Here is a 16,779-nt window from a genome sequence, read left to right as displayed (position 1 = left end):
GCGATGTCCGCGGACGGCCCTCCGGACAGGTCGACACCTCGACCGTCCCTCCTCATGAGATGAGCCCACAGTGAACGCCGTCATCGAGAACCTGCCCCGGTTCATCGAAGCCTTTGGGATGACCCTGTGGCTGCTCGCTACCTCCGGCGTCTGCGCCCTCATCATCGGCACGGTGATCGCCGCAATGCGCATATCGCCGGTGCCCTCGCTGAACGTCTTCGCGAGCGTGTACACCGAACTGCTCCGCAACACCCCGTTGACGCTCGTGCTGTTCTTCTGCTCCTTCGTGCTGCCCCAGCTGGGCTCGCGGCTGCCCTACGAATGGGCGGCCTTCATCGGTCTCACTCTCTACACGTCGCCCTTCGTGGCCGAGGCCTTGCGCTCCGGCATCAACGGCGTCGCCGTCGGCCAGGCCGAGGCGGCCCGCAGCCTGGGGCTCGGCTTCATGCAGTCGACGACGCTCATCATCTTTCCGCAGGCCTTCCGCATGGTGATTCCGCCGCTGATCAACGTGCTGATCGCGCTCACGAAGAACACCTCGGTCGCCGGCGGGTTCTTCGTCTTCGAATTGTTCTCAGCCGCCAAAGAGCTGGCGAATGCCAACGGCAACGCCGTGATCGCCATCCTGCTCGCCGTCGCGGCCTTCTACCTTGTCGTCACCATTCCGCTCGGCATCCTGTCCGCGCACCTCGAGAAGAAGCTGGCGGTACAGCGATGAGCGCCTCCGTTCTGTTCGACACCCCGGGGCCACGCACCCGCCGCCGCTCGCGCATCGCCTCGGTGATCGTGGTCGTTCTGATCGCGGCCGGCCTGGCCTGGGTCGTCTACACCCTCGCCCAGCCGCGCGACTCCTCCGGCATCACGCTCCCGGGCTACTTCGATGCGTCGCGCTGGGACATCTTCGTGCTGGCCGAGCTCTGGGTACGCATCGGGGGAGGCCTCCTCGCGACCCTCCAGGCCGCCGCCGTCGCCGCGGCGATGGCCCTCGTCATCGGGGTGATGTTCGCCATGCTGCGCACCTCGGTGCACGCGGCCGTGCGCATCCCCGCCACGATCGTGCTCGAGTTCTTCCGCGGCATGCCCGTGCTGCTGATGATGCTCTTCATCCTGCTCGTGGCCTCGACGGGAGCGTTCTGGGCTGTCGTCCTCGCCCTCGGTATCTACAACGGCGCGATCATCGGCGAGTCGCTGCGCGCGGGCCTCGCCGCCCTGCCCCGGGGGCAGCGAGAGGCCGGGCTGAGCCTCGGACTGACCCGGTTGCAGACGAAGACGTTCATCGAGTTCCCGCAGGCCTTCCGCCAGATGCTGCCGGTGATCATCGCGCAGCTGGTGGTGCTGCTGAAAGACACCAGCCTCGGCTACATCGTCGGCTACAACGAGCTCATCCGCACCACCATGAACAACCTCGGCAGCAGTGTCGGCAACCGCTACCTCTTCTCCCTGTTCCTCGTGACGCTCGTGATCTACCTCGCGGTCAACCTCTCCCTCTCGGCGGTGGCACGACGAGTCGCGCGTCGACGCAGCCCGGGCAAGATCCTTGCCAAGGATCAGATCACCCCGACCGCATCGATCTCCGCGCTCGGTGCCCCCACCAGGAACCCCGAGGACCGCACGACGGAGTAGCTCGTCGCGGGTCGCTAAACTTGTGACTCGTGTCTGACCCACTAGTGATATCCGACGAGTCCGTCGCTGCAGCCGTCGATGCGGCGTTGTCCGCCATCGCGGCAGCCGATGACTCGACCGCCCTGAAGGCCGCGCGGAGCGCGCACGTGGGGGAGGCGTCGGTGCTGTCCCGCCTGAACGCCACACTCCGCGACGTCGCCAAAGATCAGAAGGCTGCCGCGGGCAAGCTCATGGGCCAGGCCCGCGCCCGGGTTGCCCAGGCCCTCGCCGCGCGGGAGTCCGAGATCGTCGCTCACGAGGAGGAGGCTCGGCTCGAGGCCGAATTCGTCGACGTGACGGCCCTGCCGACGCGCGCCCGTGTGGGCGCCCGGCATCCGCTGTCGCTTCTGCAGGAGCGTATCGCCGACATCTTCGTGGGCATGGGATGGGAGGTCGCGGAGGGCCCGGAGCTCGAGAGCGAGTGGTTCAACTTCGACGCGCTCAACTTCGCACCCGATCACCCGGCCAGGGCCATGCAGGACACGTTCTTCATCTATCCCGTCGAGTCGCACCTCCTTCTGCGCACGCACACGTCGCCGGTGCAGGTGCGGTCGCTGCTTTCTCGCGAGCTTCCCGTCTACGTCATCGCGCCGGGGCGGGTCTACCGCACCGATGAGCTCGACGCCACGCACACACCCGTCTTCATGCAGGTCGAGGGCATCGCGATCGACAAGGGCCTGACGATGGCCCACCTGCGCGGCACCCTCGAGCACTTCGCCCGCGCCATGTTCGGCGAGGGCGCCAAGATCCGCCTGCGCCCCAACTACTTCCCCTTCACCGAGCCGAGCGCCGAGATGGACGTCTGGCAGCCGAACGCCAAGGGCGGCGCGCGCTGGGTCGAGTGGGGCGGATGCGGAATGGTCAACCCGAACGTGCTTCTGTCGGCCGGCATCGATCCCGAGGAATACCAGGGCTTCGCCTTCGGCATGGGCATCGAGCGCACCCTCCAGTTCCGCAACGATCTCAACGACATGCGCGACATGGTCGAGGGCGATATCCGCTTCAGTCAGCAGTTCGGAATGGTGGTCTAGCCCATGCGTATCCCACTCGGATGGTTGGCGGAATTCGTCGATCTCGCCCCCGGTTCCACGATCGACGATGTGCACGCCGCGCTCGTCAAGGTCGGGCTCGAAGAAGAGGGCTCGCACGGGTTCGACCTCACGGGCCCCATCGTCGTCGGCGAGGTGCTCGAGTTCGTCGAGGAGCCGCAGTCGAACGGCAAGACGATCCGCTGGTGCAGCGTGCGTGTCGCGCCCGAAGGCCAGACGGCAGCGGATGGCGGAGAGGACGTGCGCGGAATCGTCTGCGGCGCTCACAACTTCGTGGTCGGCGACAAGGTCGTGGTGACGCTCCCCGGCGCCGTCCTGCCCGGCGACTTCGCGATCGCCGCACGCAAGACCTACGGCCACGTCTCCGACGGCATGATCGCGTCGAGTCGTGAGCTGGGCCTGGGCGACGAGCACGACGGCATCCTGCGGCTCGTGACACTGGGCCTCGATCCCGCCGTCGGCACAGACGCGCTCTCCCTGCTCGGGCTCGACGACCAGGCGGTCGAGGTCAATGTCACGCCCGACCGCGGGTACGCCTTCTCCATTCGAGGAATCGCGCGCGAGTACGCCCACGCGACGGGTGCGGCGTTCCGCGACCCGGCCCTCTCGCCCCAGTTAACCGACGCGTCGGGCGTCAGCGTCGTCATCGACGACGACGCCCCGATTCGCGGTCGCGTCGGCGCCACGGTCTTCATCACGCGCGTGGTGCGAGACGTCGACCCGACGAGGCTGACACCGCCGTGGATGGCGACCAGACTGAACCTCGCCGGCATCCGATCGATCTCGCTCATCGTCGACGTCACGAACTACGTGATGCTCGAGCTCGGCCAGCCCACCCACGGCTACGACTTCGACAAGCTGAGCGGCGGCATCCGCGTACGTCGGGCGAAACCGGGCGAGACGCTCGTGACCCTCGACGACCAGAAGCGGTCGCTCGACCCTGAAGACCTGGTGATCGCCGACGAGTCCGGTCCCATCGGGCTCGCGGGCGTCATGGGCGGCGCCTCGACCGAGATCGACTCCTCGTCGCGAACCGTGCTCGTCGAAGCCGCCAACTTCGATCCGGTGTCGATTGCGCGCACCGCCCGCCGGCACAAGCTGCCGAGCGAGGCCTCGCGTCGCTTCGAACGCGGCGTCGACCCCGCGGTCGCCGCTGCTGCAGCCGCGAGGGTGGTTCAGCTGCTCGTCGATCTGGGAGGCGGAACGGCCGACGAGCTCGGCTCGTCGTACTCGCAGCACGACGCACCGGCTCCGGTGGAGCTGCCCGACGGCTATATCGCTGGTCTGATCGGTGTCGACTTCACAGCCGAGGAGATCCGCACCTCACTCGCGGAGATCGGTGGCCAGATCGTTGAGGTCGACGGTGGTCTCGTGGTGACACCGCCCACGTGGCGCCCGGACATCACCCACAAGTCGGCGCTCGCCGAAGAGGTCGCCCGCATCGTCGGCTACGACCGCATCCCGAGCGTTCTTCCCGTCGCGCCGCCGGGTCGGGGGCTCACCAGGGAGCAGCTGCTCCGACGTCAGGTCTCGCAGACCCTGGCGTCGAGCGGTCTCGTCGAGGTGATGGCCTACCCGTTCCTGTCGCAGGCCGCGACCCAGCTCTTCGGCTCGCGTTCGGGGGAGCCGGTCACGGCCATGCGTGTGGCGAACCCACTCGACGCCGAGGCTCCGCTGCTGCGCACGACCCTGATCCCGGGGCTGCTCGACATCGCGCGTCGCAACCTGTCGCGCGGCCTCCTCGACCTGGCGCTCTTCGAGACCGGTCTCGTGTTCCTTCCTGAGCCCGGTGTCGTGTACGGGCAGACCGAGCTGCCGCCGGGCGGCGCTCGTCCCAGCGACGAGGTGCTGGCACAGCTCGACGCGGGCCTGCCTCCTCAGCCACGACACGTCGCGTTCGTCCTCACGGGCAACGCCTGGGAGAAGCAGCCGGCACTCGAGGCCCGTGCCGTAGGCCTGGCCGACGCGCTGGATTCGGTGCGGCAGCTCGGGCTCGCACTCGGTGTCGACATCCGTGCCGTGCAGGGCTCGCACCCCGCCCTGCATCCGGGTCGCACGGCGTCGCTCACCGTCGGTGATGTCGTCGTCGGTGTCGCGGGGGAGCTGCTCCCTCGAATCGCCGAGGAGGCACACCTGCCCCGCGTCGTCGCCGTCGCCGAGATCGACCTCGACGCGCTGATCGCCGTGTCGCCGCGAGAGATCGCGGTACGACCGATCTTCGGCTTCCCTGCGGCGACGCAGGACCTGTCGCTGGTCGTTCCGCGCACGACGCCCGCGGGCGAGGTGTCTGCGGCCGTGGCGCGAGGAGCCGGTCCTCTGCTCGAAGACATCCGATTGGTCGACGACTACCGGGGCTCCGGGGTGAATGACGATCAGAAGTCGCTCACGTTCGCGCTCCGCTTCCGCGCGACCGATCGCACGCTGACGGCGAAGGAGGCGTCTGACGCCAAACTCGCCGGCCTGGCGGTCGCATCCGAGGAATTCGGCGCGACACTCCGCGACTGAGCCTGAACACACGGGTCCGGCCGACGCTGATGCGACGGACGGACCCGTGGTGCGTGGCGCGCGGGGCTGCGGAACTAGACCTACTTCTTGCCGCCGCCCAGCAGGCCGCCGAGCAGGTCGCCGATGCCGCCGCTCGAGCCGCCCGAACCGCTGGTCTTGCCGCCGCCCAGCAGACCCCCGAGCAGGTCGCCGATGCCTCCGGATGACCCTGAGGCCGTGCCGCCCGACCCTCCGCCGAGGAGACCGCCCAGCACATCGCCGATTCCTCCGCCCGACGTCTCGGCGGAGCCCTTCGTGTCACCGCCTGTCTTGGCGAAGAACTTCTGCGCGAGCCACGCGAGAACGATCGGCGCGACGATCGGCAGGATCTTCTGGATGACGGACTGGGTCGTCGACGTCTTCGTCGAGGCCAGGGCCGACACGACCTGATCCTTGTTGCCGCCGAAGATGTTCGACACGATCTTCTCGCCGTCGTGGGTATCGACGGCGTCGACGTCGACACCGCCGTCGAGCAGGGAGCTGTCGGAGTGCTTCTGCAGTGCCTTCTCGAGCGACTTCTCGCCCTGCGGCGTCGCGCTGTTGGCCGCCAGACCGGAGACCAGCGCGGGCAGCGCCTCGTCCACGGCCTCCCTCGCCTCGGCCTCGCTGACGCCGAGTCTCGTGGCGATGGCACCGATGGGAAGCTGCCTGGCCAGTTCGTCGAGTCCATCCATGATGAGCCTTCTTTCCCTCTGGCGGGCGCGCCGTCGCGCCCGGATCATGCTTCCACAGTAGTGACGCCGCCGCGGCTGGGCGGCGCGCGCCGTCGGTGAATCCGGTCGCCTCCGTGAGAGCGACTAGATTTAAGGCATGACTTTTTCGGTGGCTGTTGCCGGTGCGAGCGGATACGCGGGTGGCGAGGTGCTCCGACTGCTCGCCGACCATCCCGAATTCGAGGTGGCGACCGTCACGGCGCACGCCAACGCCGGACAGCGCCTGATCGACGTCCATCCGCACCTGCGATCCCTTGCTCATCTCGAACTCGTCGACACGACGGCCGAGAACCTGGCCGGCCACGACGTCGTCTTCCTGGGACTGCCGCACGGCAAGTCCGGCGAGCTGACCGAGCAGCTCGATGCGTCGACGCTCGTCGTCGACTGCGGCGCAGACCACCGCCTCGTCGACGAGAAGGACTGGGCCGAGTTCTACGGCGGCGAGTTCTACGGCTCCTGGCCCTACGGGCTTCCCGAACTCCTCCGGCACGACGGGTCGAGGCAGCGCACAGCGCTCGAAGGTGTGAAGCGCATCGCCGTTCCCGGCTGCAACGTCACCGCCATCTCGCTGGGCCTCGCGCCCGGCCTGGCCGCCCACGTCATCGAGGGTGAAGACATCGTGGCTGTTCTCGCTGTCGGTCCCTCGGGGGCAGGCAAGGCGCTGCGCACCGATCTTCTCGCCTCCGAGATCCTCGGATCGGCCAGTGCCTACGGTGTCGGCGGGCGGCACCGCCACGTGCCGGAGATCATCCAGAACCTCAGCGGCGCATCGGGCGAACGCACCTCGGTGTCGTTCACGCCGATGCTCGTGCCGATGGCCAGGGGGATCCTGGCCACCTCTACCGCTCGACTGGCGCCCGGAGTCACCGCGAGCGATGTACGGAGCGCCTGGGAGCTCGCGTACTCCGACGAGCCGTTCGTGCATCTCCTTCCCCAGGGCCGCTTTCCGCGCACGGCCGATGTCCTGGGCGCCAACGTCGCCCTGGTCGGGTTGGCGGTCGATGAGGCCGCAGGCCGCGTCGTGACCGTCACCGCCCTCGACAACCTCGTCAAGGGCACGGCCGGTGCCGCCATCCAGTCGGCGAATATCGCGCTCGGTCTGGCAGAAACGACCGGCCTGCCGGTGAATGGAGTCGCACCGTGAGTGTCACAGCAGCGCAGGGATTCGTCGCGGCGGGCGTCGCCTCAGGGCTCAAAGCGTCGGGTGATCTCGACGTCGCGCTCGTTCAGAACCTCGGCCCCCGCAGCTCGGCTGCTGCGGTGTTCACCAGCAACCGCTGCACGGCGAACCCCATCATCTGGTCGCGCCAGGCGATCCTCGACGGGTCGATCGAGGCCATCGTGCTCAACTCGGGCGGCGCCAACTGCTACACCGGCGCGTTCGGGTTCCAGACCACCCATCAGACTGCGGAGCAGGTCGCTGCCCGCCTCGGCATATCGTCGGGCGACGTTCTCGTCTGCTCCACCGGGCTGATCGGAACGGGCGACCAGAGCTTCCGCGACCGCCTGCTGGCGGGCGTGGACGTCGCGGCGCCCGCCCTGACCGGCGAGGGTGGCCCGGACGCCGCGCGTGCCATCATGACGACGGACTCGCATCCCAAGCAGGCCTCCGTGACCTCGCCGTCGGGGTGGGTGATCGGCGGCATGGCCAAGGGCGCCGGCATGCTCGCCCCGGGACTTGCGACCATGCTGGTGGTCATCACCACCGACGCCGATGTCTCAAGCCCCGAACTCGACTCCGCACTTCGCGCCGCGACCCGGGTGACGTTCGACCGCCTCGACTCTGACGGCTGCATGTCGACCAACGACCAGGTCACGCTCATGGCCTCCGGCGCATCCGGAATCGTGCCCGACCCAGCCGAATTCGCGGCCGCCGTCCAATCGATCTGCGCCGATCTCGCCGAGCAGCTGCAGGGCGATGCGGAGGGTGCGAGCCACGACATCACGATCGAGACGATCCGGGCGGCATCCGAAGACGACGCCGTCGACGTCGGGCGCGCCGTGTCGCGCAGCAACCTGTTCAAGGCGGCCGTGTTCGGCAACGATCCCAACTGGGGACGCGTGCTCGCCGCCGTGGGAACGACCCAGGCCGAATTCGATCCCTTCGACATCGACGTGACGATCAACGGGGTGCGTGTCTGCTCGGCGGGCCAGCCCGACCAGCCGAGCGATGCCGTCGATCTCTCCCCGCGCGCCGTGCACGTGCTGATCGACCTCAAGGTCGGCACATCGACGGCCACCATCCTCACGAACGACCTCACCCACGACTACGTCCACGAGAACAGCGCATACGCCACCTGATGACTGACATTCCTTTCTCGCCCACCGCAGGCGACAAGGTCGCGACCCTGATCGAGTCGCTTCCCTGGCTCAAGAGATTCCACAACCAGATCATGGTCATCAAGTTCGGCGGCAACGCCATGGTCGACGAGGCGCTGCAGAAGTCGTTCGCCGAAGACATGGTCTTCCTCCGCTATGCGGGCATCCGGCCGGTCGTTGTGCACGGCGGCGGGCCGCAGATCTCTGCCATGCTCGATCGCCTCGGCATCCAGAGCGAATTCCGCGGCGGATACCGGGTCACCAGTCCCGAAGCGATGGATGTCGTGCGCATGGTGCTCGCCGGACAGATCAGCCGCGAGATCGTGGGACACATCAACGAGCACGGACCTCTGGCCGTCGCGTTCTCAGGAGACGATGCGGGCCTGTTCGCCGGCCGCAAGCGCACCATCGAGATCGATGGGGAGCAGATCGACATCGGCCAGGTGGGCGACATCGTCAGCGTGAATCCGGATGCCATCCGGCAGCGACTCGACGCGGGGTACATTCCCGTCGTGTCGTCGATCGCGCCCGACGCCGACAACCCCGGCCAGTCGCTCAACGTCAACGCCGACGCGGCCGCCGCGGCACTCGCCGTCGCGCTGGGAGCGGTGAAGCTGGTCATTCTCACCGACGTGGCGGGTCTGTACAGCGACTGGCCCAACAGGGACTCGCTCGTGAGCAGCATCGATTCCGAGGCGCTGCGCGCGCTGCTGCCCGGTCTCGAATCGGGCATGATCCCGAAGATGGCCGCCTGCCTCGAAGCCGTCGACGGCGGCGTGGCCAAGGCCGCGATCATCGACGGACGCACACCGCATTCGATCCTGCTCGAGGTCTTCACCCGCAGCGGCATCGGCACCGAGGTCAGCCGGGAGGCATCGTGAGCACCGAAACACCATGGACGAATAGATTCGGCGATTCCCTGATGAAGTCGATGGGCGCGCCCCTCGGGCTGCTCGCCCGCGGCGAGGGATGCTACGTCTGGGACGAGTCCGGAAAGCAGTATCTCGACTTTCTGGCCGGCATAGCCGTCAACTCGCTCGGCCACGCGCATCCGGCCTTCGTCGAAGCCGTGTCTCGCCAGGCCGCGACCCTGGCGCATGTCTCGAACTACTTCACGACGGCCCCGCAGCTCGCCCTCGCCGAACGGCTCAAGCGCATCACGGGGGCGGGGGCCGAGGGTCGTGTGTACTTCGGCAACTCCGGCGCCGAGGCGAACGAGGCCGCATTCAAGCTCGCGCGGCTCAATCGCGCGGGCGGCAACCGCCACCGGGTGCTGGCCCTGCACGATTCCTTCCACGGTCGCACGATGGGCGCACTGGCCCTGACCGGAAAGCCGAGCCTGCGCGACGCATTCGAGCCCATGCCCTCCGGCGTCGAGCACATCGACTCGACGATCGAGGCGCTCGAGCGGTCGATCGACGGATCCGTCTCCGCGCTCATCGTCGAACCGATCAAGGGGGAGGCCGGCGTGGTCGACCTGCCCGACGGGTTCTTGGTGCGTGCCCGTGAGCTGACGGCCGAGCACGGTGTGCTGCTGATCCTCGACGAGATCCAGACCGGCGCCGGCCGCACGGGTACCTGGTTCGCCTACGAGCAGTTCGGCATCCTCCCCGACGCGGTGACGATGGCCAAGGGCATGGGCGGCGGATTCCCCATCGGTGCGCTCGTCACGTTCGGATGGGCGTCGGAGCTCTTCCAACGGGGCATGCACGGCTCCACCTTCGGCGGCAATCCTCTCGCCACGGCGACGGCCGACGCGGTCCTCAGCGAGATCGAGGCGGCAGGGCTCCTGCAGAACGCGGCGCTGCGCGGCGAACAGCTGCGGCAGATCATTCGAGACATCGGATCTCCCCGCGTCGCGGAGGTCCGCGGTCGCGGACTTCTCGTCGGCGTCGGTTTGACGACACCGGTCGCGGGTGCGGTGGCTGCGGCCGCCCTGGCCGCCGGGCTCATCGTCAACGCGGCGAACGACTCGAGCATCCGCATCGCCCCGCCGCTCATCGTGGGCGACGCCGAGCTCGCGCTCTTCGCAGAGCGGTTCCGCAGCGCCCTCGACGCGGTGCCCGCCTCCTGAGCCTTCGCGGCCCGCGCTAGTCTTTCCCTTTCCGCCATTTATCGAAAGATCTCCCGTGACCAGACATTTCCTGCGCGACGACGACCTCTCACCTGCCGAGCAGGCTGAGATCCTCGACCTGGCATTGGAGCTCAAGCGAGACCGATTCCAGACGCAGCCCCTGGCCGGGCCGCAGACCGTGGCCGTGATCTTCGACAAGTCGTCCACGCGCACCCGCGTCTCGTTCGCGGTCGGCATCGCCGATCTGGGCGGCAGCCCGTTGATCATCAGCATGGCGTCGAGCCAGCTCGGCGGCAAGGAGACCGCCTCCGACACGGCCCGGGTGCTCGAGCGGCAGGTCGCGGCGATCGTCTGGCGCACCTATGCGCAGACTGGTCTGGAGGAGATGGCGAAGGGAACGACGGTTCCCGTCGTGAACGCCCTCTCCGACGAGTTCCACCCGTGCCAGCTGCTCGCCGATCTGCTGACCATCCGTGAGCATCGCGGGTCGCTCGCCGGGCAGACCGTCGCCTTCCTCGGAGACGGGGCCAGCAATATGGCGCAGTCGTACCTGCTCGCCTGCGCCACGGCGGGCATGCATGTGCGCATCGGGGCGCCGGCCGAATTCGCACCGGATGCGGCCGTGTTGGCCGACGCCGAGGCTCGTGCGGCCGAGACCGGGGGATCCGTCGCGGTGCACGTCGACCCCGCCGACGCGGTCCGCGATGCGGACATCGTGGTCACCGACACCTGGGTGTCGATGGGCAAGGAAGATGAGAAGGCCGAGCGCGTGGCGATCTTCGGCGGCTACCAGGTCGATCAGGATCTCCTCGACAAGGCGAAGCCGAACGCCCTCTTCCTGCACTGCCTTCCGGCCGACCGCGGCTACGAGGTCAGCGCCGATGTCATCGACGGGCCGCAGAGCGTCATCTGGGACGAGGCGGAGAACCGACTCCATGCCCAGAAGGCGCTTCTGGTCTGGCTCCTCCGCCAGCAGGCGCCGGTCACCGTGGGAGACTGAGAGCGATGAGTGAACACGACGTCTCCAACCGCGCCGGCGAAGCGGGAGCCCTCTGGGGCGGACGCTTCGCGGGTGGCCCCGCCCCCGAACTCGTCGACCTGAGCCGGTCGACCCACTTCGATTGGCAGCTCGCCGCCTACGACATCGCCGGATCGCGTGCCCATGCGCGGGCCCTGGCGCAGGCCGGGTACCTCGCTGCCGACGAGCTGACCGGCATGCTCGATGCACTCGACGCACTCGACTCCGACGTGGCCGACGGCACGTTCCGGCCGCTGGCATCCGACGAAGACGTTCATTCGGCGTTGGAACGCGGGCTCATCGATCGCGCCGGTGTGGATCTCGGCGGCAAGCTCCGCGCGGGGCGGAGCCGCAACGACCAGATCGCCACGCTCGTGCGCATGCTGCTGCGCGACCATGCCGCGCGCATCCGTCATCTGGTGACCGATCTCGTCGACGCGATCGCGGCCCAGGCCGACAGGCATTTCGGGGCGATCCTTCCCGGGCGCACCCATCTGCAGCATGCCCAGCCCGTGCTGCTGTCGCACCACCTTCTCGCGCATTGCTGGCCGCTCGTCCGCGATCTCGAGCGCTTCGTCGACTGGGATCGTCGAGCGAACTGGTCGCCCTACGGGTCGGGAGCCCTGGCGGGAAACACCCTGGGCCTCGACGCTCAGGCGGTCGCCGTCGAGCTCGGCTTCGACCAGAGCTCCTGGAACTCGATCGACGGAACGGCGAGCCGCGACGTCGTGGCGGAGTTCGCCTTCATCACCGCTCAGATCGGCATCGACCTCTCCCGCTTCGCCGAGGAGATCATCCTGTGGAACACGAAGGAGTTCGGCTTCGTCACGCTGTCCGACTCCTACTCCACGGGCTCGTCGATCATGCCCCAGAAGAAGAACCCGGATATCGCCGAGCTCGCTCGGGGCAAGTCCGGTCGGCTCATCGGTAACCTCACGGGCCTGTTGACCACGCTCAAGGGACTCCCGCTCGCGTACAACCGCGACCTGCAGGAGGACAAGGAGCCGGTCTTCGACTCCATCACCACGCTCGAGGTGCTGCTGCCGGCGTTCACGGGGATGGTCGCAACGATGACGTTCCATACCGACCGCATGGCGGAACTCGCGCCGCAGGGGTTCTCCCTCGCCACCGACGTGGCGGAGTGGCTGGTGAAGCAGCACGTGTCCTTCAGGGATGCCCATGAGATCACGGGCGCTCTTGTGCGGTTCGCAGAGGAGAACGACCTCGAGCTCGACGAGTTGAGCGACGAACAGTACGCCTCGCTGTCGCCGCACCTGGTGCCGGCGGTGCGATCCGTGCTCACGATCGAGGGGTCGGTGTCGAGCCGAGACGGCCGCGGCGGAACCGCGCCCGATCGAGTCAGGGAACAGCTTGCGGCGCTCACGCAGAGCGTTCGTGCCCTTCAGGCCGCCGCCGCACCCGAGATCGGAGCCTGATGACCCTCCGCAATGAGAACAACAAGAAGAAGCGCAGCCGGCCGCCGATGTCTCGGCGCACGACCTGGATCGTCGTGGCCGTCGCCGTTGCGGTTCTCGTGTTCGTGGTGATCGTCTCGGTGGTCTCGGGCAAGGGCATGTTCTAGACGGTGTTCACGCCGGCGTCGAACGAGTCGGGCTTCTTCGACAGGTCAAGCGTCGAAGTCGCTCCGTCGTTGCTCGGCGCGCGGCTCACCCGGCACTCTCCGCTGGGTGACATCTCTCTGCGCATCACAGAGGTCGAGGCATACCTGGGCGTCGGGGAGGATCCGGGGTCGCACAGTTTTCGCGGGAAGACAGCGCGCAACGCGGTGATGTTCGGACCGCCGCTGCACCTCTACACGTATTTCACCTACGGCATGCACGTGTGCGCCAACATCGTCTGCTCTCCGGAGGGACAGTCCTCGGCCGTGCTGCTGAGGGCGGGCGAGATCGTCGCCGGTGCGGAGCACGCGCGATCGAACCGCGGGGAGCAGGTCGCGTTCCGCGATCTCGCCCGGGGACCGGCCCGGCTCACCAAGGCGATGGGCATTCCGCTCTCAGACGGCGGGGCCGACCTGACGGGTGCGGTCTACACGCTCGAGCTCGATGACCAGGTTCCGGATGTCGGCACGAGTGTGCGCACGGGAGTCAGCGGGCCGGGTGGACTCTCCGAGTACCCGTGGCGGTTCTTCATCCCGAACGATCCGACCGTCTCGCCCTATCGGGCGAGCGTGCCGAGGAAACGCGATTGACCCGTCGACCGCGTTCTACCGCAGGACGAGTGCGCAGGCACCGGCCCAGACGAAGCTCGCGAGGGTTCCGATGATGAACCGCTCCTTGGCCTCCGGCGCCGCCAGTTCGCTGAAGCGGCCGACGCCCTTGATCGCGATGATCACGGCGACGGCCTCGGGGAACCCGGCGACGATCGAGCCGGCGATCGCGAGTCGCTCGAGGACTCCGATGGTCGTTCCTCCGCGCAGCACCTCGACCGCCGGGGTTCCCATCGCCTGAGAGGGCGACGCGGGGGAGGTGCGGGGGGCCTCTTTGCGTCGGCGGAAGATGCCGAGTGGCGAGGAGGGTGCGGGTGCGGCGGCCGGAACCGCCTGCGTCGAGTTCTCGCCGATGAGGATGCCTCCGTGCGCTCCGGCGCGGCTCGCTCCTCGGGTTGCGAGGCGCAGAGCGAGCACGGCGAACGGTCCTCCGCCGACGGTCGCCAAGGCGAGTGCAAGGGCAGTCGTGAGGACTCGGGTGATGGGTTGCGCGGAGTCGTCGTGCGGAGCGAGCGCCTCGCAGGCCAGTGCTGCGACGAGACTGCCTGCGGCGAGGACGGTGGTTGCGGCGAGGATGACGTCGGCGGATCGAGCACCGCGCGGTCGTCGAGGCCGGGCGCCGCTCGTTCGCAGATCGAGGGCGAGAGCGATCACGCTCGCGAGGAGACCCGCGGCGAGGAGGACAACGATCACGGTGTTCACGTCAGACCTCGTCTTTCGAGTGTTCGGATGATTCGGTGAGCCGCGACAGCAGCCGGCTGAGGGGTGCGTGGGCTTCGAGGTCGATTCTGACCTGGGCCGCCGACATCCGGTCGCTCACCGCCTGGGGTGTGATGCCGAGGATGTCGGCGGCCTCCCTCTGCGTGCGTCCTTGGGCGAGCAGGTCGTAGACCTGCCATCCCTGTTCGGTGCGGCGGTCGCGCACCGAGAGCAGGAGAAGCATGAGGGCCTCGATGTCGGTCGCGTCGGTCTGCCTCGAGGGCGTTCCGTCTCGGAAGGCGAATCGCAGGGGCGACTTCTTTGCCGAGTCGACGGCCGCCCTGGCCGCGATGAAGGCGGGGCCTCGAGTCTCGCGTGTCGACGAGGCCAGGGGCCGCTCGACGTCGCCTGTTCCGAGCCCGACGCTCCAGTCGCCCGTGCGGGTGAGTTCGAGGACCATCGCGACGGCGGTGGCCGAGTCGACGACGAGAGCCTGCAGCTCGTCACCGGCGTTCCTGTCTACCGGCAGGGCGAGTCCCGCTCCGAAGACGTCGTCGAGGTGGGCAACGGCCGGTGATACGAGGTCGGCGGAGTGGCGGCTGTCGACCTGGTCTGCGGTGATGACGAACATGGGATCCCCTCTAGTCAAGGCTGGAGCCTTGATGTCTCGATAATCAAGTCTATAGGCCTGATTGACAGCACATCAAGGCCAGAGGCCTGTTCCATTCGCCCGAAGCACCCCGATCGCCGCTGATACTGTGATCAGGTGTCGATGATCCAGAGCGAACTCCTGTCCCGCCAGCACAACGATTCCTCGTTCGACGACGTCTGGGACGAGATCGAGTGGCGCGGCCTCGTCCATGTCTCCACCGACCGGGACTCTCTGAAGAAGCTTCTCTCAGGGCCGCCGATCACCTACTACTGCGGATTCGACCCGACCGCTCCGAGTCTCCACTTGGGCAACCTGGTGCAGATCCTTCTGCTGCGCAGATTGCAGCTCGCCGGGCACCGGCCTCTCGGTCTTGTGGGAGGGTCGACCGGTCTCATCGGCGATCCGCGCCCCACCGCCGAGCGCACGCTCAACACCAAGGACACGGTCGCCGAGTGGGTCGAGTACCTCCGGGGTCAGATCGAGAGGTTCCTGAGTTTCGACGGCGACAACCCGGCTCGCATGGTCAACAACCTCGACTGGACGCAACCTCTCTCGGCGATCGACTTCCTCCGTGACATCGGCAAGTACTACCGCGTCGGCACGATGCTGAAGAAGGATGCCGTCAGCGCGCGGCTCAACTCCGACGCCGGTATCAGCTACACGGAGTTCAGCTACCAGATCCTGCAGGGCATGGACTTCCTCGAGCTGTACCGCACCTTCGATTGCGTGCTCCAGACCGGCGGCAGCGATCAGTGGGGCAATCTCACGAGTGGAACGGATCTCATCCACCGGGCCGAACACGGCAGTGCTCACGCGATCGGCACACCGCTGATCACGAACTCCGACGGAACGAAGTTCGGCAAGAGCGAGGGCAACGCCGTCTGGCTCGACCCTGCACTCACGAGCCCGTACGCGTTCTACCAGTTCTGGCTCAACACGCTCGATGCCGACGTCATCGCGAGACTCAAGATCTTCACTTTCCTCTCCCGCGCCGAGATCGAGCGCATTGCGGTGCTGGTCGACGAGGAGCCGTTCCGCCGGGAGGCCCAGAAGACGCTGGCCTACGAGGTGACCTCGCTCGTGCATGGCGTCGCCGCCACCGAATCCGCGATCGCCGCGGCCCAGGCCCTCTTCGGGCAGGGAGACCTCGCCGATCTCGAGACGGAGACCTTGGTCGCCGCCCTGCGCGAGCTGCCCAACACCACGTGCATGCCGGATGCCCCGATAGCGCAGCTGCTAGTCGATACCGGGCTGACCAAAAGCGCGAGTGAAGCGCGGCGCGCCATTGCCCAGGGCGGTGTGTATGTCAACAATGTCGTGGTCTCAGAAGAGTCGGCCACGATCAGCGGTTCCATGCTGAGCGGGGGAGTGGCGGTGCTCCGCCGGGGCAAGAAAACACTCGCGGGAGTCTTCGTCGAGTGAAGAACCGCGGGATTCCGGGGCGACACGCCCGGGCTGCACGCCGGTTTTGACGGTCGCAGAATCTGCCCGTAATGTTTTCTCTTGTCACCCCACAGGTGCGGAAAGCCGAAGAGCTTCCGGCCTCAAGCGGGACCAAATCCCAAGCTGAATCAGATTCGCTCTAGAAGTGTTCTGTAGGACTGCTTTAGGATGTATAACGCCTCTTCCCAGGAACGTTCTGTTGGAAGTCGTGTTGAGCGCCCGGAATCATCCGGAACACCGCAAAAACACGATTTGACAGAAACGAAGATCGGGTCTAGGCTTGAGAAGTTGCCTCGATGTGATGCTGTGCCGGTTGGTGTGGTTGATGTCGGGTGCGTCCGATCCTTGAGAACTCAACAGCGTGCACTAAGTCAAATGC

General features: G+C 67.5%; 16 protein-coding genes. 13 read left to right on the top strand and 3 right to left on the bottom strand.

The features are described 5' to 3' along the window. Positions 1-70 precede the first annotated feature (70 nt). From ASF06_RS17615 to pheT, 4 genes are read left to right on the top strand one after another with little or no spacing between them, the layout of a single operon-like run. Positions 71-718 carry an amino acid ABC transporter permease gene (locus ASF06_RS17615; RefSeq protein WP_055950149.1) on the top strand — a complete coding sequence of 216 codons (648 nt, stop codon included), beginning with the start codon at positions 71-73 and terminating at the stop codon, positions 716-718. Next, positions 715-1,623, top strand: a complete 909-nt coding sequence (locus tag ASF06_RS17610) for an amino acid ABC transporter permease (RefSeq protein WP_082501058.1) — start codon at positions 715-717, stop codon at positions 1,621-1,623. The genes ASF06_RS17615 and ASF06_RS17610 overlap by 4 nt, the downstream gene beginning before the upstream one ends. Before the next feature lie 29 nt (positions 1,624-1,652). Then, positions 1,653-2,693, top strand: coding sequence for a phenylalanine--tRNA ligase subunit alpha (gene pheS, locus ASF06_RS17605; RefSeq protein ID WP_055950147.1), 1,041 nt, complete (start codon positions 1,653-1,655; stop codon positions 2,691-2,693). A gap of 3 nt (positions 2,694-2,696) precedes the next feature. Further along, complete coding sequence (pheT, locus tag ASF06_RS17600; protein ID WP_055950144.1) at positions 2,697-5,216, top strand: phenylalanine--tRNA ligase subunit beta; 2,520 nt, start codon at positions 2,697-2,699, stop codon at positions 5,214-5,216. An 80-nt stretch (positions 5,217-5,296) separates the two neighbouring features. On the opposite strand, the gene ASF06_RS17595 is transcribed toward pheT, so the two are convergent. After that, a complete protein-coding gene (locus ASF06_RS17595; RefSeq protein WP_055950141.1) occupies positions 5,297-5,929 on the bottom strand; it encodes a DUF937 domain-containing protein in 633 nt (210 codons plus the stop codon). A gap of 136 nt (positions 5,930-6,065) precedes the next feature. Here ASF06_RS17595 and argC point away from each other — a divergent pair, with 136 nt between their 5' ends. The 8 genes from argC to ASF06_RS17560 are packed head-to-tail and all read left to right on the top strand — an operon-like array spanning position 6,066 to position 13,588. Continuing rightward, the gene (argC, locus tag ASF06_RS17590; RefSeq protein ID WP_055950139.1) at positions 6,066-7,112 is read left to right on the top strand and encodes an N-acetyl-gamma-glutamyl-phosphate reductase; all 1,047 of its coding nucleotides are present in this window, start codon (positions 6,066-6,068) and stop codon (positions 7,110-7,112) included. Further along, on the top strand, positions 7,109-8,269 hold the full coding sequence (gene argJ / locus ASF06_RS17585) for a bifunctional glutamate N-acetyltransferase/amino-acid acetyltransferase ArgJ (protein WP_055950136.1): 1,161 nt from the start codon (positions 7,109-7,111) through the stop codon (positions 8,267-8,269). The genes argC and argJ overlap by 4 nt, the downstream gene beginning before the upstream one ends. Further along, the gene (gene argB, locus ASF06_RS17580) at positions 8,269-9,168 is read left to right on the top strand and encodes an acetylglutamate kinase (protein ID WP_055932126.1); all 900 of its coding nucleotides are present in this window, start codon (positions 8,269-8,271) and stop codon (positions 9,166-9,168) included. The genes argJ and argB overlap by 1 nt, the downstream gene beginning before the upstream one ends. Then, entirely contained in the window at positions 9,165-10,361 is a 1,197-nt protein-coding gene (locus ASF06_RS17575; protein ID WP_082501057.1) for an acetylornithine transaminase, read from the top strand. The genes argB and ASF06_RS17575 overlap by 4 nt, the downstream gene beginning before the upstream one ends. 55 nt (positions 10,362-10,416) lie before the next feature. Continuing rightward, a complete protein-coding gene (gene argF / locus ASF06_RS17570) occupies positions 10,417-11,361 on the top strand; it encodes an ornithine carbamoyltransferase (protein ID WP_055950131.1) in 945 nt (314 codons plus the stop codon). A 5-nt stretch (positions 11,362-11,366) separates the two neighbouring features. Further along, positions 11,367-12,815 carry an argininosuccinate lyase gene (gene argH, locus ASF06_RS17565; RefSeq protein WP_055950128.1) on the top strand — a complete coding sequence of 483 codons (1,449 nt, stop codon included), beginning with the start codon at positions 11,367-11,369 and terminating at the stop codon, positions 12,813-12,815. Next, positions 12,815-12,961 (top strand): hypothetical protein, encoded by a 147-nt coding sequence (locus ASF06_RS19620; protein WP_157412189.1) that lies wholly within the window; start codon positions 12,815-12,817, stop codon positions 12,959-12,961. Before argH ends, ASF06_RS19620 begins: the two co-directional genes overlap by 1 nt. Before the next feature lie 3 nt (positions 12,962-12,964). Further along, complete coding sequence (locus ASF06_RS17560) at positions 12,965-13,588, top strand: DNA-3-methyladenine glycosylase (protein WP_055950125.1); 624 nt, start codon at positions 12,965-12,967, stop codon at positions 13,586-13,588. Positions 13,589-13,603: 15 nt separating this feature from the next. Here ASF06_RS17560 and ASF06_RS19905 read toward each other — a convergent pair whose 3' ends face one another. Both ASF06_RS19905 and ASF06_RS17550 read right to left on the bottom strand, forming a co-directional pair. After that, the gene (locus ASF06_RS19905) at positions 13,604-14,308 is read right to left on the bottom strand and encodes a hypothetical protein (RefSeq protein ID WP_055950123.1); all 705 of its coding nucleotides are present in this window, start codon (positions 14,306-14,308) and stop codon (positions 13,604-13,606) included. A gap of 1 nt (position 14,309) precedes the next feature. Then, the gene (locus ASF06_RS17550; RefSeq protein WP_055950119.1) at positions 14,310-14,936 is read right to left on the bottom strand and encodes a hypothetical protein; all 627 of its coding nucleotides are present in this window, start codon (positions 14,934-14,936) and stop codon (positions 14,310-14,312) included. Positions 14,937-15,077: 141 nt separating this feature from the next. Here ASF06_RS17550 and tyrS point away from each other — a divergent pair, with 141 nt between their 5' ends. Next, entirely contained in the window at positions 15,078-16,379 is a 1,302-nt protein-coding gene (gene tyrS, locus ASF06_RS17545) for a tyrosine--tRNA ligase (RefSeq protein WP_055950406.1), read from the top strand. Positions 16,380-16,779: the final 400 nt, after the last annotated feature.

The sequence above is a fragment of the Agreia sp. Leaf244 genome (assembly GCF_001422695.1).
Taxonomy (GTDB): domain Bacteria; phylum Actinomycetota; class Actinomycetes; order Actinomycetales; family Microbacteriaceae; genus Agreia.
This window is presented reverse-complemented; position numbering and strand designations above follow the sequence as displayed.